This is a genomic window from Streptomyces sp. NPDC020490 (assembly GCF_044335305.1).
Classification (GTDB): Bacteria; Actinomycetota; Actinomycetes; order Streptomycetales; family Streptomycetaceae; genus Streptomyces.
The window spans coordinates 107715-129492 of the sequence record NZ_JBIRUY010000005.1 but is presented as its reverse complement, the minus strand read 5'-3'; the positions used below and the strand labels follow the sequence as shown (position 1 = coordinate 129492).

At 72.8% G+C, this 21778-nt stretch carries 16 protein-coding genes and 1 pseudogene; 9 read left to right on the top strand and 8 right to left on the bottom strand.

The genetic code is table 11. The annotated features are described in order from the left end of the window. The first annotated feature begins 94 nt into the window (after positions 1-94). The 3 genes from ACH4ZX_RS08320 to ACH4ZX_RS08310 all read left to right on the top strand — a co-directional run bounded on the left by ACH4ZX_RS08320 (position 95) and on the right by ACH4ZX_RS08310 (position 5908). On the top strand, positions 95-3814 hold the full coding sequence (locus ACH4ZX_RS08320) for an ABC transporter ATP-binding protein (RefSeq protein WP_398269415.1): 3720 nt from the start codon (positions 95-97) through the stop codon (positions 3812-3814). Positions 3815-3998: 184 nt separating this feature from the next. Then, positions 3999-4388, top strand: a complete 390-nt coding sequence (locus tag ACH4ZX_RS08315) for a hypothetical protein (protein ID WP_398269412.1) — start codon at positions 3999-4001, stop codon at positions 4386-4388. 98 nt (positions 4389-4486) lie between these two features. Then, positions 4487-5908 (top strand): S28 family serine protease, encoded by a 1422-nt coding sequence (locus ACH4ZX_RS08310; protein ID WP_398269409.1) that lies wholly within the window; start codon positions 4487-4489, stop codon positions 5906-5908. A 209-nt stretch (positions 5909-6117) separates the two neighbouring features. On the opposite strand, the gene ACH4ZX_RS08305 is transcribed toward ACH4ZX_RS08310, so the two are convergent. Beyond that, entirely contained in the window at positions 6118-7917 is a 1800-nt protein-coding gene (locus ACH4ZX_RS08305) for a glycoside hydrolase family 3 protein (RefSeq protein ID WP_398269406.1), read from the bottom strand. Between the two features lie 246 nt (positions 7918-8163). On the opposite strand from ACH4ZX_RS08305, the gene aroA reads away from it, so the two are divergent. Together aroA and ACH4ZX_RS08295 are read left to right on the top strand one after the other, a co-directional pair. Continuing rightward, on the top strand, positions 8164-9402 hold the full coding sequence (aroA, locus tag ACH4ZX_RS08300; RefSeq protein WP_398269404.1) for a 3-phosphoshikimate 1-carboxyvinyltransferase: 1239 nt from the start codon (positions 8164-8166) through the stop codon (positions 9400-9402). Then, positions 9399-10037 carry a GNAT family N-acetyltransferase gene (locus tag ACH4ZX_RS08295; protein WP_398269401.1) on the top strand — a complete coding sequence of 213 codons (639 nt, stop codon included), beginning with the start codon at positions 9399-9401 and terminating at the stop codon, positions 10035-10037. Before aroA ends, ACH4ZX_RS08295 begins: the two co-directional genes overlap by 4 nt. Positions 10038-10090: 53 nt before the next feature. On the opposite strand, the gene ACH4ZX_RS08290 is transcribed toward ACH4ZX_RS08295, so the two are convergent. Both ACH4ZX_RS08290 and ACH4ZX_RS08285 read right to left on the bottom strand, forming a co-directional pair. Then, positions 10091-10879, bottom strand: a complete 789-nt coding sequence (locus ACH4ZX_RS08290) for a RimK family alpha-L-glutamate ligase (protein ID WP_398269398.1) — start codon at positions 10877-10879, stop codon at positions 10091-10093. After that, positions 10876-11760, bottom strand: a complete 885-nt coding sequence (locus tag ACH4ZX_RS08285; protein WP_398269395.1) for a RimK family alpha-L-glutamate ligase — start codon at positions 11758-11760, stop codon at positions 10876-10878. Before ACH4ZX_RS08285 ends, ACH4ZX_RS08290 begins: the two co-directional genes overlap by 4 nt. Positions 11761-12098: 338 nt before the next feature. On the opposite strand from ACH4ZX_RS08285, the gene ACH4ZX_RS08280 reads away from it, so the two are divergent. Beyond that, positions 12099-12686, top strand: coding sequence for an RBBP9/YdeN family alpha/beta hydrolase (locus ACH4ZX_RS08280; RefSeq protein ID WP_398269392.1), 588 nt, complete (start codon positions 12099-12101; stop codon positions 12684-12686). Between the two features lie 22 nt (positions 12687-12708). Here the strand turns inward: ACH4ZX_RS08280 and ACH4ZX_RS08275 are convergent, their stop codons facing one another. The 5 genes and pseudogenes from ACH4ZX_RS08275 to ACH4ZX_RS08255 all read right to left on the bottom strand — a co-directional run bounded on the left by ACH4ZX_RS08275 (position 12709) and on the right by ACH4ZX_RS08255 (position 18234). Next, entirely contained in the window at positions 12709-13509 is an 801-nt protein-coding gene (locus ACH4ZX_RS08275; protein ID WP_398269670.1) for a sugar phosphate isomerase/epimerase family protein, read from the bottom strand. A gap of 11 nt (positions 13510-13520) precedes the next feature. Beyond that, positions 13521-14453, bottom strand: coding sequence for a GNAT family N-acetyltransferase (locus tag ACH4ZX_RS08270; protein ID WP_398269389.1), 933 nt, complete (start codon positions 14451-14453; stop codon positions 13521-13523). A 99-nt stretch (positions 14454-14552) separates the two neighbouring features. Continuing rightward, positions 14553-16176: pseudogene (locus tag ACH4ZX_RS08265) on the bottom strand (IS200/IS605 family accessory protein TnpB-related protein). 182 nt (positions 16177-16358) lie between these two features. Continuing rightward, a complete protein-coding gene (locus tag ACH4ZX_RS08260; RefSeq protein ID WP_398269387.1) occupies positions 16359-16967 on the bottom strand; it encodes a dihydrofolate reductase family protein in 609 nt (202 codons plus the stop codon). 220 nt (positions 16968-17187) lie between these two features. Next, positions 17188-18234 (bottom strand): LacI family DNA-binding transcriptional regulator, encoded by a 1047-nt coding sequence (locus tag ACH4ZX_RS08255; protein WP_398269384.1) that lies wholly within the window; start codon positions 18232-18234, stop codon positions 17188-17190. Between the two features lie 368 nt (positions 18235-18602). Between ACH4ZX_RS08255 and ACH4ZX_RS08250 the strand changes: the two genes are divergently transcribed. Genes ACH4ZX_RS08250 through ACH4ZX_RS08240 form a run of 3 tightly spaced genes read left to right on the top strand, consistent with a single transcriptional unit; the run spans position 18603 to position 21750 of the window. Beyond that, on the top strand, positions 18603-19754 hold the full coding sequence (locus ACH4ZX_RS08250; protein WP_398269382.1) for a Gfo/Idh/MocA family protein: 1152 nt from the start codon (positions 18603-18605) through the stop codon (positions 19752-19754). Further along, positions 19751-20902, top strand: coding sequence for a dihydrodipicolinate synthase family protein (locus ACH4ZX_RS08245; protein ID WP_398269380.1), 1152 nt, complete (start codon positions 19751-19753; stop codon positions 20900-20902). Before ACH4ZX_RS08250 ends, ACH4ZX_RS08245 begins: the two co-directional genes overlap by 4 nt. A 32-nt stretch (positions 20903-20934) precedes the next feature. Then, on the top strand, positions 20935-21750 hold the full coding sequence (locus ACH4ZX_RS08240) for a sugar phosphate isomerase/epimerase family protein (protein ID WP_398269667.1): 816 nt from the start codon (positions 20935-20937) through the stop codon (positions 21748-21750). Positions 21751-21778 lie beyond the last annotated feature (28 nt).

The window sequence follows — 21778 nt, the reverse complement described above, 5'->3', positions numbered from 1 at the left end:
CGGGCCCGCGAGCCCGATCGTTGCGGAGGGATGAAATCCGCTTCGCTCGGCGTTGGTGCCTTCCGGCAGACCAGGACGAACGGGAGGCACCCGCGTGAGTGAGCAACGGGGATGGGCACGGCGACTGGCCGGATACGCGTGGCGGTATCCGAAGGACGTCGTCCTGGCCCTCGGCTCCTCGCTCGCCGGCATGGCGGTCATGGCGACGGTCCCGCTGATCACCAAGGTGATCATCGACGACGTGATCGGCGGTCACACCCGGCGCATGGCCCCGTGGGCGGGCGCCCTGATCGGCGCCGCCCTGCTCGTGTACGCCGCGACCTACGTCCGCCGCTACTACGGCGGCCGGCTCGCCCTCGACGTCCAGCACGACCTGCGCACGGCGATGTTCGACACGATCACCCGGCTCGACGGCCGCCGCCAGGACGAGCTGTCGACCGGGCAGGTCGTCGGCCGCGCCACCAGCGACCTCCAGCTGATCCAGGGCCTGCTGTTCATGCTGCCGATGACCATCGGCAACGTCCTGCTGTTCCTGATCTCCCTGGTGATCATGGCGTGGCTGTCGCCGCCGCTGACGCTGGTCGCGCTCGCCGTGGCGCCCGCGCTGTGGTGGATCGCCCGGCGCAGCCGCTCCCGGCTGCACCCGGCCACCTGGTACGCGCAGGCCCAGGCCGCCGCCGTGGCGGGCGTGGTGGACGGCGCCGTCAGCGGCGTACGCGTGGTGAAGGGGTTCGGGCAGGAGGAGCAGGAGACCGGCAAGCTGCGGGAGGTCGGGCGGCGGCTGTTCGCCGGGCGGCTGCGCACCATCCGGCTGAACGCCACCTACACCCCCGCCCTGCAGGCGGTGCCCGCCCTCGGCCAGGTCGCCATGCTGGCGCTCGGCGGCTGGCTGGCCGTGCGCGGGCACATCACGCTCGGCACGTTCGTCGCCTTCTCCACCTACCTCGCCCAGCTCGTCGGCCCGGTCCGCATGCTGGCCATGGTCCTCACCGTCGGGCAGCAGGCGCGGGCGGGCACCGAACGCGTCCTGGAGCTGATCGACACCGAGCCGTCGCTCACCGACGGCACCAGGGAGCTGCCCGCCGACGCGCCGGCGACCGTCGAGTTCGACGACGTGTCCTTCGGCTACGACCGGCAGCGGCCCGTCCTCGAAGGGCTCAGCTTCGAGATCCGCGCCGGGGAGACCCTCGCCGTCGTCGGCTCCTCCGGCTCCGGCAAGTCCACCGTCTCCCTGCTGCTGCCGCGCTTCTACGACGTCACCCACGGCGCGGTCCTGGTCGGCGGCCACGACGTCCGCGAGCTCACCCTCGACTCGCTGCGGGCCGCGATCGGCCTGGTGCCCGAGGACTCCTTCCTCTTCTCCGAGACGGTGCGCGACAACATCGCCTACGGCCGTCCCGACGCCACCGACGAGCAGATCGAGGCCGCCGCCCGCGCCGCCCAGGCCGACCGCTTCATCCGCGAGCTGCCCGACGGCTACGCCACCAAGGTCGGCGAGCACGGCCTGACCCTCTCCGGCGGCCAGCGTCAGCGTGTCGCCCTGGCCCGCGCGATCCTCACCGACCCGCGCCTGCTCGTCCTGGACGACGCCACCTCCGCCGTGGACGCCCGCGTCGAGCACGAGATCCACGAGGCGCTCCGGCACGTCATGGAGGGCCGTACGACCCTGCTGATCGCCCACCGCCGCTCCACCCTGAACCTCGCCGACCGCATCGCCGTCCTCGACGGCGGCCGGCTCGCCGACATCGGCACCCACGAGGAACTCCAGGAGCGCTCGGCGCTCTACCGCCGCCTGCTCACCGACCCCGACGAGCTGGGCGGCGTCTCGCCCGGCCACGCCCAGGCCGCCGCGCCGCCGGAGGACACCTCCGTGCGCGACGAGCTGGACGCCGAGTTCGACGCCGAGCGCGGGGTGACGCCGCGGCTGTGGACCGGCGACCGCGAGCCCAAGGACGCGGCGCTGGCCGGGATGCCGGCCACACCCGAACTGCTGGCGCAGGTCGAGGCGCTGCCCCCGGCGAACGACACCCCCGACGTCGACGAGGCGCGGGCGGTGACGCCGGAGGAGTCGTACGGGCTGCGCAGGCTGCTGCGGGGCTTCGGGCTGCCGCTGCTGGTCAGCCTGGGCCTGGTGGCCGTCGACGCCGGGGCGGGGCTGCTGCTGCCGGTGCTGATCCGGCACGGCATCGACCAGGGCGTCACGGCGATGGCCATCGGCGCGGTGTGGACGGCGTCCCTGCTGGGTCTGCTGACGGTCGCCGTGCAGTGGGCGGCGCAGGTCGGCGAGACCCGGATGACCGGACGCACCGGCGAGCGGGTCCTGTACGCGCTGCGGCTGAAGATCTTCGCGCAGCTCCAGCGGCTCGGCCTCGACTACTACGAGCGGGAGCTGACCGGCCGCATCATGACCCGGATGACGACCGACGTCGACGCGTTGTCGACGTTCCTGCAGACGGGCCTGGTCACCGCGTTCGTGTCGGTGGTCACCTTCTTCGGCATCATGGCCGCCCTGCTGGTGATCGACGTGCAGCTCGCGCTGGTCGTGTTCGCGACGCTGCCGCCGCTGTTCGTCGCCACGTTCTTCTTCCGCCGGGCGAGCGTGAAGGCGTACGAACTCGCCCGCGAGCGGGTGTCCGCGGTCAACGCCGACCTCCAGGAGTCGGTGTCCGGGCTGAGGATCGTGCAGGCCTTCCGGCGCGAGCAGGACGGCGGGCGGCGGTTCGCCGAGCGCAGCGACAGCTACCGCAGGGCCCGTATCCGCGGCCAGTGGCTGATCTCGGTCTACTTCCCGTTCGTCCAGTTCCTGTCCTCCGTCGCCGCGGCCGCCGTGCTGATCGCGGGCGCGGGCCGGGTCGACGACGCCACGCTCACCACCGGCGCGCTGGTCGCCTACCTGCTCTACATCGACCTGTTCTTCGCGCCCGTCCAGCAGCTCTCCCAGGTCTTCGACGGCTACCAGCAGGCCACCGTCTCGCTGGGCCGCATCCAGGAACTGCTCCAGGAACCGACCTCCACGAAGACCGCCGACGCCCCCCGCGAGGTGCGTTCCCTGCGCGGCGAGATCGCCTTCGAGGACGTCCACTTCGCCTACGGTGCCGACGAGGAGGCCCTCAGCGGCGTCGACCTGCGCATCCCCGCCGGGCAGACCGTCGCGTTCGTCGGCGAGACCGGCGCCGGCAAGTCCACCCTGGTGAAGCTGGTCGCCCGCTTCTACGACCCGACGGGCGGCCGGGTCACCGTCGACGGCGCCGACCTGCGGTCCCTGGACCTGACGTCGTACCGGCACCGGCTGGGCGTCGTCCCGCAGGAGGCGTACCTCTTCCCGGGCACCGTCCGCGACGCCATCGCCTACGGCCGTCCCGGCGCCACCGACGCCGAGGTCGAGGCGGCGGCCCGCGCGGTCGGCGCGCACGAGATGATCGCCACGCTGGACGGCGGCTACCTGCACGAGGTCGCCGAGCGCGGCCGCAACCTGTCCGCCGGCCAGCGCCAGCTGATCGCGCTCGCCCGCGCCGAACTCGTCGACCCCGACATCCTGCTCCTCGACGAGGCGACGGCCGCCCTCGACCTGGCCACCGAGGCACAGGTCAACCAGGCCACCGACCGTCTCGCCGGCCGCCGCACCACCCTCGTGGTCGCCCACCGGCTGACCACGGCGGCCCGTGCGGACCGGGTCGTGGTCATGGACCGCGGCCGGGTCGCCGAGGACGGCACCCACGACGAACTGCTCGCCCGGGGCGGGCGGTACGCCGCGCTGTGGCGGACGTTCATCGGGGAGCCGGACACGGAGGAGACCGTCGGCGCGACCCGCTGACGGCCGGGCTCCGGGGCACTGAGCGGCTGTCCGGCCGCGCAACCATCCGCCGTCCGCCGTGCGTCCGTACACCCGTACGCTCATGGACGGCGGCACGGCGGCACGGCTGCACGGCTGCACGGTGGCATGGCTGCATGGCGGCATGTCTGGACGGCTCATTGACGGCTGCACGGGGAGGGCGACGGTGGACAGTGGTGCGACACGCAGGCGGTTCGCGCTGGGCGCGGTCCTGCTGACCGCGTCCGGGCTGCTCGCGCTCGCCGCGCCCGGCGAAGCGCAGGCCGCCGACTACTGCGCGGGCCGCAAGGTGAGGGAACTGCCGTTCTCCACCGGCGTCGTGCGCGTCTACAAGCGGGACGGCTACGTCTGCGCCGTCACCTTCCCCGAGCATCCCGGCGGTCCGAGGCGGTCCATGTCGGTCAGCGTGCAGGCGCGCGGCAACCGTCCCGTCGTCGACAAGGGCCAGTACTCCCACCACGCCGGCCCGGTGACGGTGCACGCCGGGCACCGGTGCGTGCGGATCAAGGGCTCGGTGGGCGGCGGTTCGGTCAGCTCCGGCTGGATTCTTTGCTGAACCATAGGTTTATTACAACTACTTCCTGAACTCCCCTGGTGCGTGCGCCGGTTGCGTTGCTAGCTTCCGGCGCACATCTGTCATCACAGGGAGGGTGCATGCGCAAGGCGCTCAGATGGCTGCTGGCGTTCACCGTGTTCATCGGGACGCTCAGCACGGCCACGGCGGCCACCGCCGCCGAGCCGGAGGCCACCGGCACCACGGACATCAAGGAACAGCTGCTCTCCATACCGGGGATGAGCCTGATCCAGGAGAAGCCCTACACCGGCTACCGCTTCTTCGTCCTGAACTACACCCAGCCGGTGGACCACCGGGACCCGTCCAAGGGCACGTTCCAGCAGCGGATCACCGTGCTGCACAAGGACGTCAGCCGGCCGACGGTCTTCTACACCGGCGGCTACAACGTCTCCACCAACCCCGGTCGCCGCGAACCCACCCAGATCGTGGACGGCAACCAGGTCTCCATGGAGTACCGCTTCTTCACCCCGTCCCGGCCCGCCCCGGCGGACTGGAGCGACCTGGACATCTGGCAGGCCGCCAGCGACCAGCACCGCATCTTCAAGGCGCTGAAGAAGATCTACACCCACAACTGGATCTCCACCGGCGGCTCCAAGGGCGGCATGACCGCCACCTACTACGAGCGCTTCTACCCCAGGGACATGGACGGCGTCGTCGCGTACGTCGCCCCCAACGACGTCGTCAACGACGAGGACTCCGCCTACGACCGCTTCTTCGCGACCGTCGGCACCAAGGAGTGCCGGGACCGGCTGAACGCCGTGCAGCGCGAGGCGCTGGTGCGCCGGGAGCCGCTGGAGAAGAAGTACGCGGCCTACGCGGCCGACAACGGCTACACCTTCGACGTCATCGGCAGCCTGGACCGGGCCTACGAGGCGGTCGTCCTGGACTACGTGTGGGGCTTCTGGCAGTACAGCCTGCTGTCGGACTGCGACACGATCCCGGCGGACGCCAAGTCGGCGACCGACGACGAGATCTGGGACTCCGTCGACACGATCTCCGGATTCTCCTTCTACACCGACCAGGGCCTGACGCCGTACACGCCGTACTACTACCAGGCCGGCACCCAGCTGGGCGCGCCGACGATCCACTTCCCGCACATCGAGAAGCAGTACATCCGCTACGGCTACCAGCCGCCGCGGAACTTCGTGCCGCGGGACATCCCGATGAAGTTCCAGCCGTGGGCGATGCGGGACGTCGACACCTGGGTGCGCCACCACGCCGACCACATGCTCTTCGTCTACGGGCAGAACGACCCGTGGGGCGCCGAGCGGTTCCGCCTGGGCAAGGGCGCGCACGACTCCTACGTCTTCACCGCGCCCGGCCTGAACCACGGCGCGAACGTCGCGGGCCTGGTCCCCGACCAGAAGGCGCTCGCCACGGCCCGGATCCTGGACTGGGCCGGCCTGTCCGACGCCGCGGTGGCCCGCGCGAAGCCGCTGGCGGCGTACGACCGGAAGCTGGACGTCCGGGACGTGGAGCGGGAGCCCGCACTGCGCCCGTGACGCGTAAACCGTGTCCGTGACGCGCCCGCGTCCGCGACCGTCCCCAGTGCCCGGCCGGCGTTCACACCGGCCGGGCACCCGGGACAAGCAGGCCGGGCGAAGTCCGCCGCGGTCAGGCAGCGCCCCGAAGGCGCGCGGGGAACTGCGCGACCGGCCACGATGGCCCCGCAGCCGGCCGACGGCACACCGCGGCACATGCGGCGGAGCGCTCAGTACGACAGGCCGTAACCGATCGGGTACAGCACCCGCGTCGGGTCGTCCGCCCACTGCACCGGGACCGGGAGGCGCCCGCGTGGGTCGGTCTTCCCGGCGATCACCCTTGCCGCCGAACGCAGTTCGACGTCGGTCCAGGAGTACGCCGCCAGGAAGCCCGGCACGGACGGCAGTTGGGCGACGTCGTACGGATTGCGGATGGCGACCGCGACCACCGGCCGACCGGTCGCCGTCAGTTGTTCGACCAGCGTCTTCTGCGAGCTCGCCGCCGTGACGTTGTACGTGCCGACGACCACCGCGTCCGCGTCCTGGGCGGCGGCGACCGCCTTGGCGATGGTCGCGGCGGACGGCGCGGTGCCGGTGGACAAGGCGGTGGCGGTGAAGCCCAGTTCGGTGAGCGCGGCGGCGAGCACACCGGTCGGCGGTCCCGTCGTGCCGGACGGGGAGGCCGGGTCGGCGCCCACGACGAGGAGCTTCTGGTGCGTGGTGCGGGACAGCGGCAGCAGGCCGCCCTCGTTGACCAGGAGGGTGGTGGTCCGCCCGGCGATGCGGTCGGCCGCCGCCAGGTGGGCCGGGGTACCGACGGTCCGGTCGACGCCGGCCTGGCCGGCGTACGGCTCGTCGAACAGCCGCAGCTTCGCCTTCAGCCGCAGGATCCGCAGGACCGACTCCTCCAGCCGCGCCTCGGTGAGCTCGCCGGCGCGGACGGCGTTCAGCACGGCGTGCCAGGCGACGTCCAGGGAGGGCGGGTTGAGGAGCTGGTCGACGCCCGCCTTCAGGGCGAGGACGGGGACGCGGTCGTCGCCGTACTTGGTGCGCACGCCCTCCATGCCGAGGGAGTCGGTGACCACCACGCCGTCGTAGCCCAGTTCCCCGCGCAGGATGCCGGTGACGATCGGGTGGGAGAGGGTGGCCGGGTCGCCGGAGTCGTCGAGGGCGGGGAACTGGATGTGCGCGGTCATGATCGAGTCGATGCCCGCGCGGATCGCGGCCCGGAACGGCACCGCGTCCAGCTTCTCCCACACCTCGCGGCTGTGCGTGATCACGGGGAAGCCGTAGTGGCTGTCGACGGCCGTGTCGCCGTGCCCCGGGAAGTGCTTGGCGGTCGCCGCGACCGACGAGGCCTGGTAGCCGTCGACCTCCGCGGCGACCAGGCCGGCCACCGCGTCCGGGTCGGCGCCGAAGGAGCGGACGCCGATGACCGGGTTGGCCGGGTTGACGTTCACGTCGGCGACGGGGGAGTAGTCCTGCCGGATGCCCATGGCGCGCAGCTCCGCGCCGGAGATCCGGCCGAGCGTGCGGGCGTCGCCGCGCGAGCCGCCCGCCCCGATGGCCATCGCGCCCGGGAAGAGGGTGGCGGGCTTGCCGACGCGGCAGACGATGCCGTGTTCCTGGTCGGTGCTGATCAGCACGGGCAGTCCGCGCGGCAGGCCGAGGGACGCCTGCTGGATGCCGTCGGAGAGGCCGGCGATCTGGTGCGGGTCGCGGGTGTTGTGCGCCCAGGCGAAGTAGATGATGCCGCCGACCCGGTACTTCTCGATCAGCTCGGCGGCGGTGCGGACGCCGATCTCCTTGAGGTTGGCGTCGATGTCGGCCTGGTCGGGCGCGGTGGCGGAGTGGCCGTAGACCCGCATCACGAAGAGCTGGCCGACCTTCTCCTCGAGGGTCATGCGGGAGATGAGGGAACGGAGCTCGCTGTCGTCGGGCTTGCTGTCGTCGGCGTGCGCGGCGGAGCCGAGGGCGAGGGTGGCGGCGACGCCTGCCGTGGCGGCCAGGACGGTACGTCTGGAGGGCACGTGCGCTCCTTCCGGAGGTGATCCGCTGAAGGAAACTTCCGAAGAGCCAGCAATATCCGGGAAGTTTCTGCCAGTCAAGGGAATGCGCGCACGGCGGTACGGAGCGGCTCCTGCTCACCACCCGATTCGCGGAAGCCGGTGGCGCTGGGACCGACCGGACATCCGGGGTCGTCCGTCCGGGTCGCCGTTGCCGTCCATCCCGTGGACGTCCCGGCGTCGGAGGCGGTGGACGGCCGATCATGAGGCATGCCCGCAGTCGCCATCCCCGGTTCCAAGTCCATCACCGCCCGCGCCCTGTTCCTGGCCGCCGCGGCCGACGGCGTCACCACCCTCGTACGGCCCCTGCGCTCGGACGACACCGAGGGCTTCGCCGAGGGCCTGGTACGGCTCGGCTACCGCGTCGGCCGCACCCCCGACGCCTGGCAGGTGGACGGCCGCCCGCAGGGCCCGGCGGTCACCGAGGTGGACGTCTACTGCCGGGACGGCGCGACGACGGCCCGTTTCCTGCCCGCGCTGGCCGCCGCCGGCCACGGCACGTACCGCTTCGACGCCTCGCCCCAGATGCGCCGCCGCCCCCTGGGCCCGCTCACCCGCGCCCTGCGCGACCTCGGCGTGGACCTGCGGCACGAGGAGGCCGAGGGCCACCACCCGCTGACGGTGCGGGCGGCCGGCGTCGAGGGCGGCGAGGTGACGCTGGACGCCGGGCAGTCCTCGCAGTACCTCACCGCCCTGCTGCTGCTCGGCCCGCTGACCCGCACCGGCCTGCGCATCACGGTCACGGACCTGGTCTCGGCGCCGTACGTGGAGATCACGCTGGCGATGATGCGGGCGTTCGGCGTGGAGGTGGCGCGGGAAGGGGACGTGTTCGTGGTCCCGCCGGGCGGCTACCGGGCCACGACGTACCCGATCGAGCCGGACGCGTCCACCGCCGGCTACTTCTTCGCGGCGGCCGCGCTGACGCCGGGCGCCGAGGTGACGGTCCCCGGCCTCGGCACGGGCGCGCTCCAGGGCGACCTGGGCTTCGTGGACGTGCTGCGCCGCATGGGCGCGGACGTGACCGTCGCGGCCGAGGGCACGACGGTCAGGGGAACCGGCACCCTGCGCGGCCTGACGGTCGCCATGCGGGACATCTCCGACACCATGCCGACGCTCGCGGCGATCGCCCCCTTCGCCTCCGGCCCGGTGCGCATCGAGGACGTGGCGAACACGCGGGTGAAGGAGTGCGACCGGCTGGACGCCTGCGCGGAGAACCTGCGGCGGCTGGGCATCGGGGTGTCGACCGGCCCGGACTGGATCGAGATCCACCCCGGCACCCCCGCCGCCGCGCAGATCAAGACCTACGGCGACCACCGCGTCGTCATGTCCTTCGCGGTCACCGGCCTGCGGACGCCCGGTATTTCGTTCGACGACCCCGGATGCGTGCGCAAGACTTTCCCGGGCTTCCACGAGGCGTTCGCGGAACTGCGAAGGGACATCGGCTGTTGAGCTACGGGCTGCAGGGACCGCTGCTGGAGGGCGCGTTGGTGCGTCTGGAGCCGCTGGAGCACCGGCACGCCGCCGATCTGGCGGTGGCGGCGGAGGAGGAACGGGGGACGTACTCCTTCACGTGGGTGCCGCGGGCCGAGGAGGTGGGCGCGTACGTCGACGCGCAGTTGGAGCGCGCGTCGACGGGGCGGCCGGCGCCGTACGCGCAGGTGTCGGTCGCGACGGGACGGGCGGTCGGCGCCACGTCGTACTGGGACCCGCGCTGCTGGCGGTCCGACGACCGGCTGGACGCCGTGGAGATCGGCTTCACCTGGCTCGCCCGCTCCGCCCAGGGCACCGGCATCAACGCCGAGGCCAAACTCCTGCTCTTCCGCCACGCCTTCGAGGAGTGGGGAGTGTCGCGGGTCGACCTGAAGACCGACGCCCGCAACAGCCGCTCCCGGGCGGCCGTCGAGAGCGTCGGCGCCCGCTTCGAGGGCATCCTGCGCAACTGGTCCCGCTCCTGGACCCCGGGCGAGGAGGACCGGCTGCGCGACACCGCGATCTTCTCGATCACGGCGGAGGAGTGGCCGGCCTGCCGGGAACGGCTGGAGCAGCGGGTGACGGGGTTCGCGACGCGGGCGCGCCGGCCCTGACCGACCGGGCGCGGGGGCCGGGTTCTGGGGTCAGGTGGGGCCGGGTTCCGGGGTCAGCCGGCCCGGGACAGGGTCAGGGCTGCCAGGGCCTCGGGGGCGCCCGACTGGCCGCGGATGCCGGGGAAGGCGTTGATGTCCACGATCAGCGGGGCGCCGTCGCCGCGGTCGACGATGTCCACGCCGTAGACGTCGAGGGAGAACACCTCTCCGACGCGGTGCACCAGGGCCGGCCATCCGGGCGGCAGGTCGTCGAGGCGGAGCGCTCGTGTGGGGCCGCGTCCCTGGGGGGAGAGTTCGGAGCGGCGCAGGCCGGCGAAGAGCTGGTCGCCGATCGCCCAGAGCTTGTAGTCCCAGCCGTCGTTGGCGGCGAAGTCCTGCACCACGACCGGCTCGTCCGGGTGGGCTGCCGCCAAGTCCCGTAGCTGCGCGGGGGTGTCGACGAGGGCCACCACGTCGTGCCGCCGGCTGTGGCGGCTCTTGACCACCGCGGGTCCGGACAGCGCCGGCCCGGACGCCAGCCGGGCGAGGGTGGTGAAGGTGCGCGTGCCGGCGAAGGGGAGCCCGGCACTCAGGGCCAGCGCGGCCATGGACGTGCGGTCCTGGCACAGCGCGGTCGCGGCGGCCGGGTTGATCACGCGGGAGCCACGCTGCTCCAGCAGCCGGGCGAGTGCGAGGGCGGACGGCGTACGTGCCTTCAGCAGGTAGACGTCGGCGAGAGGTCCGGGGGCGGGCAGCGGTGCGCGTGGATCCAGCACCTCCACCTGGTGGTCGGGCGCGAGCAGGGCCGTGGTTTGGTCCAGCAGCGGGTGGCCGGGATCAGACGTGATCAGGCCGACTCTCACGCCGTCTCGCCCGCCGTCATGGGGACCGGAACGACGCCGAGCGGTGGCCGCGCGGCCGCGGTCACCCCGCCCGCGCCGGTCGCCAGGGCGAGCACGGCTCTCGCCAGGCGGGCCGGCGCGTCGGGGACCTGGCGGAAGCTGGGAAAGTCGTTCACGTCGACGACCACGGGGCCGTCCGGTCCCAGGACCACGTCCACACCGTACAGATCGAGGCCGTAGACCACGCCGACCTGAGCGGCGATCGCGGCGATCTCGGCCGACAGCGGCACCCGGCGCTCCCGTACGGCATGGTCGGGGTGGAGCGGGGAACAGCGCTCGGTGGCGTACAACTCGTCGCCCACGCTGTACACCTTGATGTCGACGCCGGAGTTGGGTACGTACGGCTGGGCGACGAGCATGCCCTCTCCCGCCAGCTCGGGGAGCATCTCGGCGAGCCTGTGCGGGGAGGACACCAGGTGCACGGCCCGGCCCGCGCTGCCGTCGGCGGGCTTGACCACGATCGGATACTCCGAGTCCGGTATCTCCAGCAGCAGTTCGGGGCGCGCGGCCGCGTAGGTCGCGGGCAGGGGCAGCCCGCAGTTGAGGCCGATGGCGGCGGCCAGCGCCTTGTCCCGCACGCCGCGTATCGCCCGGGCGTTGTTGATCGTCGTCAGACCGGCCGAGGCCGCCGCCTCGAGAAGGGTGAGGCCCGGACCGCCGGAGACCGTCTTGAGCACCCATGCGTCATGCGTGCTCGTCTGCACGGCCTCCGTCAGGCGCAACAGGGAGCCGCCGGGGCGCAACACGTCCACTTGGTGTCCCCAGGAGGTGAGTTGGTGGATCACCTCGTTGGGCATACCGTCCCGGCGATATTGCTCCTCCACCAGAAAGCAGAACTTCATCGTTCGTCCCCGTTACCGCCGGTACGCCCGTCTTGTCGCCTGTCGTCCGGCATTCCGTAATGTCCTGTGGCGGTACAGGATGTCATGGCCGTGCGGCGGGAACAGGGGGCGGTGGGCGTCCCAACGCCCGCGAACGCCACCGAGGAAGGCGGACCAGGTGGCGGGGAGACGGTGGGGTTGGGGTGCCACCGGCACGCCCTGCTCGTGGAGGCCCTCGCGGACGCCTGGGGGTGCGGGACCGCGCGGGCGGCGAGTCCGTGTGGGCGCGCGTCATCGGGTGACGGGCGGCGCGGAAGATCGACTGGACCGGCATCCGGTGATCGGAAACGATCGTGGTCATGACCGCGTACCTGATCCTGCACGGCTGGCAGAACCACCGCCCCGAGGGGCACTGGCAGCACTGGCTCGCCGACCGGCTCACCGGACTCGGCCACCACGTCACCTATCCGCAGCTGCCCGACCCCGATGACCCCGACCTGGAGGTCTGGCTCGCCGAGCTGGCCCGGCACCTGGACGGTCTGGAAGGGCCCGAGCGCGTGGTGCTCGCCCACAGCGCCTCCGCCGTGCTGTGGCTGCACGCGGCCTCCCGCGGGATCGTGCGGCCCGGCGCGGCGGACCGGGTGCTGCTGGTGGCCCCGCCGTCCGCCTCCGTGCTGGCGCGGCACCCGGAGATCGCCGCGTTCGCCCCGCCGCCGCCGGGCTTCGGCCTGCCCACGCCCACCCGCCTGGTCGCCGGCGACGACGACCCGTACTGCCCGGAGGGCGCGCGCGAGGTCTTCGGCGAGCCGTACGGCATCCCCACCGAGATCCTGCCGGGCGCCGGCCATCTCGACATGGACGCCGGTTACGGCTCCTGGCCGTCCGTGCTGGGCTGGTGCCTGGACCCCACGGTGCCGCTCCTGGCCCGCCCGGCGGCGACGTCGTAACCGCACGGTCCGGCCGGCGGCCTCACGCCGATTCGTTCAGCAGGCGGGCCAGGTGCTCCCGCCCCGCGTCCAGCAGTTCGGGCAGCGGCGCCGCCTGCTCGTACCACCGCTTCTCGTACTCCCAGCACAGCCAGCCGTCCCAGTTGTGCCGGGAGAGGACCTCCACGCACTCGGCGAGCGGGAGGATCCCGGCGCCCAGCGGCAGCGGGGTGGTGTCGTCGGCCGAGGCGATGTCCTTGACCTGAACGTATCCGAGGTACGGGGCGAGGGCGGGGTAGGTCTCCGTCGGCTGCTCGCCGCCCAGCCAGGTGTGCATGACGTCCCACAGCGCGCCCGCGTTGCGGTGGCCGACCAGGCCGAGGACGCGGATGACGTCGGCGGCCGTGCGGTGGGAGTCGTGGGTCTCCAGCAGGATGCGCACGCCGACGTCGGCGGCGTGCTCCGCGGCCAGGCCGAGGCGCCGGGCGGCCACGTGGTCGGCGCGCTCGGGGGTCTGCTCGGGGTCCGCGCCGGGGAAGACCCGGACGTACGGGGCGCCGAGGTCGCGGGCGAGGTCGCACAGGGCGCGGATCTCGTCGATCACGGGCCCGTCGTCGCCGGGCGCGGCGACCCGCGCGTACCCCGCCAGGCCCAGGATCTCGACGCCTCCCGCCTTGAACGCGGAGGCCACCGCCGTCCGTTCGGCGGAGCCGAGGCCGGGGTGCACCGGTTCCTCCGGATGGGCGCGCAGCTCGACGCCGTGGAAGCCGTGGGCGGCCGCGAGCCGGACCACGTCCGGGATCGGCAGGCCGGGGACACCGAGGGTGGAGAACGCCAGTCGCATGGTCACCACTCTCACCCGGGGACGGTGTGCAGGTCCAGCCGCCAGTCCTGGCCGACCAGGTCTTTCCCGAAGGAGCGGTGCGGTCGCTCGGCCACGAGGACGAAGCCGTGGCGCCGGTAGAGGCGGCGGGCGGCGGTGAGGACGTCGTTGGTCCACAGGACGAGTTCGCGGTAGCCGGCGCCGCGGGCGAAGTCGACGACGGCCCGCACCAGCCGGTCACCGACGCCCAGCCCGCGCGCCTCCGGCTCGACGAGCAGCAGCCGCAGCCGCGCGGTGGCGGGCGCCTCGTCCCGTACGCACATCACGCAGCCGACCGGCCTGCCGTCGAGCTCGGCGATCCACACCCGCTCCAGGTGCGGGTCGTGGTCCTCGGCGAAGTCGGCGACGATACGGGCCACGAGCCCCTCGTAGTCGGCGTTCCAGCCGTACTCGGCGGCGTACAGGGCGGCGTTGCGCTGCACGATCCAGCCCAGGTCGCCCGGGGCCGGCTCGCGCAGGACGGCGTCCTCGCGGCGCGGGGGGCGGCCCTCGGAGAGGATCTCGCGGACGGTCAGCATCGCCTCCGCCAGGCGCGGCCGGTCGGCGGCGGGCACGGTGGCCAGCAGCGCGCCGACGGACTCGTTCGCCCGCTCCGCGAGCAGGGCGGCGGTCTCCCGGCCGCGCGGGGTGAGGGTGACGTGCCGCCGCCTGGGGTCCTGCCGTGCGGGGGCGCGCTCGACCAGCCCGTCCTGCTCGAACTTGTTCAGGATGCGGCTCAGGTACCCGGCGTCCAGCGACAGTTCGGCCCGCAGGTCGGCCGCGTCGGTGCGCGGGGAGTGGGCGAGCTCGTACAGGACGCGGGACTCGGTGAGGGTGTACGGCGCGTACAGCCGGCGGCTGTAGTCGAGGGCGCCGATGACGTTCGTGTAGAAGCGGTTGAAGGCGCGGATGTCCTGGACGGTCATGATCGTCGGCCCCCGGATCTGATCGTTGACATCGTTGACTCAGTCAGAGATGCCGTCGATTCGAGCGTAGGACACCCGCACCTGGGCGGGCTACCGTTCCTAGTCAGTGAGCAGGAGTGAGTCTTGGACCCAAACTTGGTCACTGCGGACATCCCGAACGGTTTTGGGTGTCCTGGTCGCCCGCGTTCGCTCCGCGTCCGGTGGCACGCATCGGGTGCGTGGTCCGGGGACGCGGGGGCGGGGTTCCTCACGCCCTCGGTCACCGTGTCCGGCCTGGACGGTCCGATGCCCGCGACGATCGCTCCGGTCGTCGTGGGGCGGTGCCGTCCGTCGCCGGATACGGTGCCCGAGGGCGCGCCTGCCGATCGCGACGCTCGCCGCGTCGTGTCGGGTGGGTTTGCGGTTCTTCGAGGTGAGGGGTTTATGCCAGTGCTGGGCGCCCCAGCGGCTGGTGTAGGCGGGGTCGACGGCGACGATGGTGATGCCGAGTTCGGCGGCCATCGACACCAGGCGGGCCCGCAGCCTGCTGACGGGCATGCCGGAGATGAGCTTGCGGAACTTCCTGCGGCGGCCGTGCTTCTCGCGGGCCTTCTCGGCGGTGAAGTCGAGGTCTTCGATCGCGATGGACAGGTTGTGCCGTGCGGCCCGGTGCAGGAGCCGGGTGAGGGCGTGGCGGACCTGGGCGTCGCGGTGGCTGGTGGTGCCGGTCAGGTCGTAGAAGAAGCGGAGGGGTGCGCCGACGGGGTTGCCGTGCTGGTCCAGGCGCCAGGCGGCCAGGTGGTCGGCGTTGGTGTCGACGCCGATCAGTCCGTTCGTGCGGGTCGCGGCCAGGGGCACGGCCTTGACCGGGGCAATCGTCCACGAGGCGGTGAGGTACCAGCGCCCGCGTGCGGTGTCTTCGTGGATGCGGTAGGCGACGGCCCGGTTCGCCTGGATACGGTCGGCCCACTGCTCGCCCCGGTGCGCGAACGCCACCTTCGCGGCGAGCACGTACCGGCCGTGCGGCGCGTTCGCCAGATGTGCCAAAGGGGCGGGGAGCTTGAGGGAGACCTCGCCGCCGGGAGTGACGCGGACGGTCTCGTTGCCGAAGCGCTTGCCGGACTCGCCGTCGGCCTGGAGGAACCGGCGCCCGGCCTGCCACCGGATGCGCCACTGCTCCTCGGTGCCCTGCGGTCTGCAGGTGGTGGCGGGTGTTCAGCAGCCGCTTGCCGCCCCGCACCACGTGCACGACTCCGGCCTGCCAGTCCGCCTGCACCGCTTTGAGCCGGTCGGTGAGCACGTGCAGACGGCGGGCCTTGGCATGCCACTCCCGCCTGCTGCGGTAGCCGCCCGGAACCCGCCCGGCTCCCTTCTCCCCGACCGGCAGCGACAGCCGGTGCGTGATCATGGCCACACCGGCTTCCAGGCTCTGGAGGTGCGCGAGCTGCCCGCGCCGGGCCAGCGCCCACTGATCGTGGGTGGCCTTGGTGATTGACCCGGCCCAGCGGGAGGAAGACGCCTCCGTCAGGGCACGCTTGCGCGCGGCCCACTGCTCGCTGTCATGGTCCAGCCCGGCCGCGCACCGCGCCTTCAGGTCCCTCGAGGCGAGTGTGCCCAGATGGTCACCGACCAGACGAAGAACCCGCTCGTCCTCGGCACTCAGGCGCTTGAGCCGGTCACGGACCGCCACACCCGACGGACCGGGGACGACGAACGGCGCCGCCAACTCCCGCAACCCACCCACCCCCGATCACCCCCATCCCCCCGCCGGCCGACCCCTCACCACGCTCAACGACCACCCACCGGCAAAGGTCACACATTCGACGGGGGAACCCCCATTCCCGCCCACGAGGGTGCACGTGCCGCAGCCCGGACACTCACTCAAGCGCGCCAGAACACACCTGCGCGCAGTCAACCACCAGCAGTTCACAACCCCTCGGCGCCTTCCGCGGCGGGCCGGTAGACGCACACCTGCACGCCGGTGCCGCCGGTCACCGACGACACCAGCTCGAACGGCCGCTTGGCCCCGTCGGCGGGGAAGACGGACTTGCCGCCGCCCAGCAGCACCGGCATCACGATCAGCTGGAGCTCGTCGACCAGGCCCTCGGCGATCAGCGTGCGCACGAGGGTGGGGCTGCCCATCATCGCCAGGTCGCCGCCGGGCGCCGCGCGCAGCTCACGGATCCGCGCGACGGCCTGCGATCCGGGGATGCGCTCGGTGTTGTTCCAGGTCAGCTCGTCGTCGCCGAGGGTGTCGGAAACGACGTACTTCTTCAGGGCGTTGAGCCGGTCGGCGAACGGATCGCCCGCCCGCTCGGGCCAGGCGGCGGCCATCGTCAGGTACGTCCGCCGCCCGTACAACAGCGCCTCGGCGTTCTCCAGCCCCTTGGTGAAGGCCCCGCCGACCACCTCCGGGTCGAAGTACGGGTGCGACCAGCCACCGTGCGCGAACCCGCCGTCGGTGTCCTCCTGCGAGCCGCCGGGCGCCTGCACGACACCGTCGAGACTGATGAACTCACTGATCACGACACGCATGGGAAGTCACTCCTGGGTCTTCGGGTTCTCGAGCGGGGGGTCGTCCGGTCGATGACAGCAGGGGAGACCGCGCCCCGGGACGAAAATCATCGGTGACCGCTCTCCCGCCCGTCCGGCGCTTGAGGACAAGGCCCGTTCAGGGCCGGCGGGGGGCTGGGGGGCTGCCCCCAGCCCCCCGCACGGGCGCCGGGCGCCGGGTGCCCCGGCAACCCCGGCCCCGTCAGGCCCGCGGCACCCCGGAGGACCCCCGCACCATCAGCTCCCCCCGGATCGCCGCGATGTCCCCGGGCGGGGGCTCCTCGCGGCCCATCGCGATGCGGCCGGCCCGTGCCCCCGCCTCCGCGAGCGGCAGCCGCACCGTCGTCAGGGCCGGCACCGCGTCGATGCTGAACGGCAGATCGTCGAACCCGGCGACCGACACGTCCGCCGGGATCCGCAGCCCCGACTCGCGCAGCGCCGCGCACGCGCCCAGCGCGACGGAGTCGTTCGCCGCCACCACCGCCGTCAGGGACGGGTCGCGGCGCAGCAGTTCGAGGGTGGCCTCGTACCCGGAGCGCCGGTCGTAGCGGCCGTACACGGTCCACCGCGGGTCCTCCTCGATCCCGGCGGCCGTCAGCGCGGCCCGGTGGCCCTCCAGCCGGTGCCGGGTCGTCGTGCGCTCCTCCGGGCCGGCGATGTAGCCGAGCCGCCGGTGCCCGAGCCCGATCAGGTGCTCGGTCAGCTCCTGCCCGCCGCCGCGGTTGTCGAAGGTCAGCGCGATGGCGCCGGTGTCCGGGGCCGGCGGCCGCCCGCACAGCACCACCCGCGTCCCCGCGTCCGTCAGCTTGCGCAGCTTGGCCGCCACCGCCGCGGCGTGCGGCTCGTTCTCCATCGCCCCGCCGGTCAGCACCACCGCCGCCGCGCGCTGCCGCTGCAGCAGCGTCAGATACGTCAGCTCGCGCTCCGGGGAGCCGCCGGTGTTGCAGACCACGGCGAGGCGCTCCCCGCCGGCCCGGCCGCCCGGTCCGCCGATCTCCGACTGGATGGCGCTCGCCATGATCCCGAAGAACGGGTCGGCGATGTCGTTGACCAGGATGCCCACCAGGTCGGACGTGGCGGCGGCCAGCGCGCTCGCCGGACCGTTCAGCACGTAGTCCAGCTCGTCGACCGCCTTCAGGACCCGCTCGCGGGTGGAGGCGGCGACAGGGTAGTTGCCGTTCAGCACACGCGACACCGTCGCGGGGGAGACCTGCGCGCGGGCCGCCACGTCCGCCAGGGTCACCGTCATCTCGTCGTCCTCCGGTCGCGCATCTCGTCGTACCTCGTCGCATCTCGCCGTACGTCGCCGTACGTAGCCGTACTTCGCCGTACCTCGCCGTACGCCCTCGTAGACAGGCCGCCCGGCGGCCACGGTTCCGAGCAGGTGACGGCGTGTCCGGGCGGACTCCGGAGCCGCAGCCCCGCTCGTTCGTTCGCCCGAACACTCGAAGTAGCGGTCACGGTCTTGTCCGGACCACTGGTCAGAGGCTAGCTTCTCATCAGATAGAAAGCGCTTGCTGTTACGCTCGCCATCGGGGCGTTACGCGGCGCGCACACCCGCGACGCGGCGCGCACACCCACGTACGAGCTGCGTACGACGCTGCGAAGGGAACGAACGTGACACGCAAGACGGTGCGTATCGCCATGAACGGCGTGACCGGGCGCATGGGCTACCGCCAGCACCTGGTCCGCTCCATCCTGGCCATCCGCGAACAGGGCGGCCTCGACCTCGGCGACGGCACCGTGCTGTGGCCGGAGCCGGTGCTGCTCGGCCGCCGCGAGCACGCGCTGCGCGCGCTCGCCGAACAGCACGGCCTGGAGCACTTCTCCACGGACGTCGACGAGGTCCTCGCCGACCCGTCCGTCGACATCTACTTCGACGCCCAGGTCACCTCCGCCCGCGAGGAGGCGATCAGGAAGGCGATCGCGGCCGGCAAGCACATCTACACCGAGAAGCCCACCGCGACCGGCCTCGACGGCGCCCTGGAGCTGGCCCGCCTCGCGCACGCCAAGGGCATCAAGCACGGCGTCGTACAGGACAAGCTGTTCCTGCCGGGCCTGCTCAAGCTCAAGCGCCTCATCGACGGCGGCTTCTTCGGCCGCATCCTGTCCGTGCGCGGCGAGTTCGGCTACTGGGTGTTCGAGGGCGACTGGCAGGCCGCCCAGCGCCCGTCGTGGAACTACCGCGCCGAGGACGGCGGCGGCATCGTCGTCGACATGTTCCCGCACTGGGAGTACGTGCTGCACGAGCTGTTCGGCCGCGTGAAGTCCGTGCAGGCCGTGGCCACCACCCACATCCCGCAGCGCTGGGACGAGAACGGCAAGCCCTACGACGCCACCGCCGACGACGCCGCCTACGGCGTCTTCGAACTCGACGGCGGCGCGATCGCCCAGATCAACTCCTCCTGGGCGGTCCGCGTCAACCGCGACGAACTCGTCGAGTTCCAGGTCGACGGCACCGAGGGCTCGGCCGTCGCGGGCCTGCGCAACTGCCGCGTCCAGCACCGGAGTCTGACCCCGAAGCCGGTGTGGAACCCGGACATCCCCGCCACCTACTCCTTCCGCGACCAGTGGCAGGAGATCCCCGACAACGACGAGTTCGACAACGGCTTCAAGGCCCAGTGGGAGCTGTTCCTCCGGCACGTCTACGCCGACGCCCCCTACCACTGGGACCTGCTCGCCGGCGCCCGCGGCGTCCAGCTCGCCGAGCTGGGCCTGAAGTCGTCGGCCGAGGGCCGCCGCATCGAGGTGCCGGAGATCGCGCTGTGACCATCCGACTCCCCGACGCCACCGGCGTCCTGCGGGACTACGAACCCCGCCCCGAACCCCTCGCCGTCACCCCCGGCGCGCCCTTCACCTCCCGTACGGTCTTCTCCGCCGCGCACGTCGTCGCCGACCCGTACGCCGACGTGTCGCCCGACTCGCCCGCCGCCGTCGACTGGGACGCCACCCTCGTCTTCCGCCGCCACCTGTGGTCGCACGGGCTCGGCGTCGCCGAGGCCATGGACACCGCCCAGCGCGGCATGGGCCTGGACTGGGCGGGCGCGGCCGAACTGATCCGCCGCTCGGCGGCCGAGGCGAAGGCCGTCGGCGGCCGCATCGCGTGCGGCGTCGGCACCGACCAGCTCACCGCCGGCTCCCTCGCCGAGGTCCGGGCGGCCTACGAGGAGCAGCTCGCCGTCGTGGAGGAGTCCGGCGCGCAGGCCATCCTGATGGCCTCCCGCGCCCTCGCGGCGGCCGCCTCCGGCCCCGAGGACTACCTGGAGGTCTACGGCCACCTGCTGCGCCAGGCCGCCGAACCGGTGATCCTGCACTGGCTGGGCCCGATGTTCGACCCGGCGCTGGAGGGCTACTGGGGCTCGTCCGACCTCGACGCGGCCACCGACACCTTCCTGGAGGTCATCGCCGCGCACCCGGACAAGGTCGACGGCATCAAGGTCTCCCTGCTGGACGCGCAGCGCGAGATCGACCTGCGCCGCCGCCTGCCGCAGGGCGTGCGCTGCTACACCGGCGACGACTTCAACTACCCGGAGCTGATCGCGGGCGACGAGCAGGGCTTCAGCCACGCCCTGCTCGGCATCTTCGACCCGCTGGGCCCGCTGGCTGCGCAGGCGGTGCGCGTGCTCGACACCGGGGACACCGGCGGCTTCCGCGGACTGCTCGACCCCACGGTCGAACTCTCCCGCCACCTCTTCCAGACCCCGACCCGCTTCTACAAGACGGGCGTGGTCTTCCTCGCCTGGCTGGCCGGCCACCAGTCCCACTTCACCATGGTCGGCGGCCTGCAGTCGGCCCGCTCCCTCCCGCACTTCGCCCGCGCCTACGAACTCGCCGACGGACTGGGCCTGTTCCCGGACCCGAAGCTGGCCGAGGAGCGGATGCGGAACCTGCTGTCGCTGTACGGGGTGGACCAGTGAGCACCGGACTCGAGCGTTTCTCGATCAACCAGATGACGGTCAGGCAGCTGTCGCTGCCCGAACTCGTCGACGCCTGCCGCGAACTGGGCGTCCCGGGCGTCGGCCTGTGGCGCGAGCCGGTGCAGTCCTACGGCGTCGAGGCGACCGCGAAACTGGTCCGCGACGCCGGCCTGACGGTCACCACGCTGTGCCGCGGCGGCTTCTTCACGGCCGTCGACCCCGACGGGCGAGCCGCCGCCCTGGCCGACAACCGCCGCGCGATCGACGAGGCGGCCACCCTCGGCACGGACACCCTGGTCCTGGTCTCGGGCGGCCTCCCGGCCGGCTCGAAGGACCTGCACGGCGCGCGGGAGCGGATCGCGGACGCGCTGGCGGAGCTGGGCCCGTACGCCGAGTCCCGCGGCGTACGGCTGGCCATCGAACCGCTCCACCCGATGTACGCCTCGGACCGCTGCGTGGTCTCCACGCTCGCCCAGGCGCTCGACCTGGCGGAACGCTTCCCGGCCCACCAGGTCGGCGTCACGGTCGACACGTACCACATCTGGTGGGACGACCGGGCCCCCGAGCAGATCGCCCGCGCGGGCGCCGGCGGCCGCATCCACACCTTCCAGCTCGCCGACTGGACCACCCCGCTGCCGGAGGGCGTCCTCAACGGCCGCGGCCAGATCGGCGACGGCGCGATCGACATGCGCGAGTGGAAGGGCTACGTGGAGGCGGCCGGCTACACCGGCCCCATCGAGGTCGAACTCTTCAACGAGGCCCTGTGGGCCCGGGACGGCCGGGAGGTACTGGCGGAGACGGCCACCCGCTTCGTCCAGCACGCGATCCGGCCGGCGTCGCCGGGCTGACCCTCTGCCGGGGCGTGCGGCCCGGGCG

What these genes read in the sequence shown, in the direction of transcription:
- ACH4ZX_RS08255 (WP_398269384.1), bottom strand. Translation starts at nt 18,234, where the DNA reads ATGACGGTGACCCTGGCGGACGTGGCGGCCCGCGCGCAGGTCTCCCCC.
- ACH4ZX_RS08285 (WP_398269395.1), bottom strand. Translation starts at nt 11,760, where the DNA reads ATGAAGTTCTGCTTTCTGGTGGAGGAGCAATATCGCCGGGACGGTATG.
- aroA (WP_398269404.1), top strand. Translation starts at nt 8,164, where the DNA reads ATGCCCGCAGTCGCCATCCCCGGTTCCAAGTCCATCACCGCCCGCGCC.
- ACH4ZX_RS08310 (WP_398269409.1), top strand. Translation starts at nt 4,487, where the DNA reads ATGCGCAAGGCGCTCAGATGGCTGCTGGCGTTCACCGTGTTCATCGGG.
- ACH4ZX_RS08240 (WP_398269667.1), top strand. Translation starts at nt 20,935, where the DNA reads ATGACGGTCAGGCAGCTGTCGCTGCCCGAACTCGTCGACGCCTGCCGC.
- ACH4ZX_RS08260 (WP_398269387.1), bottom strand. Translation starts at nt 16,967, where the DNA reads ATGCGTGTCGTGATCAGTGAGTTCATCAGTCTCGACGGTGTCGTGCAG.
- ACH4ZX_RS08275 (WP_398269670.1), bottom strand. Translation starts at nt 13,509, where the DNA reads ATGCGACTGGCGTTCTCCACCCTCGGTGTCCCCGGCCTGCCGATCCCG.
- ACH4ZX_RS08270 (WP_398269389.1), bottom strand. Translation starts at nt 14,453, where the DNA reads ATGACCGTCCAGGACATCCGCGCCTTCAACCGCTTCTACACGAACGTC.
- ACH4ZX_RS08280 (WP_398269392.1), top strand. Translation starts at nt 12,099, where the DNA reads ATGACCGCGTACCTGATCCTGCACGGCTGGCAGAACCACCGCCCCGAG.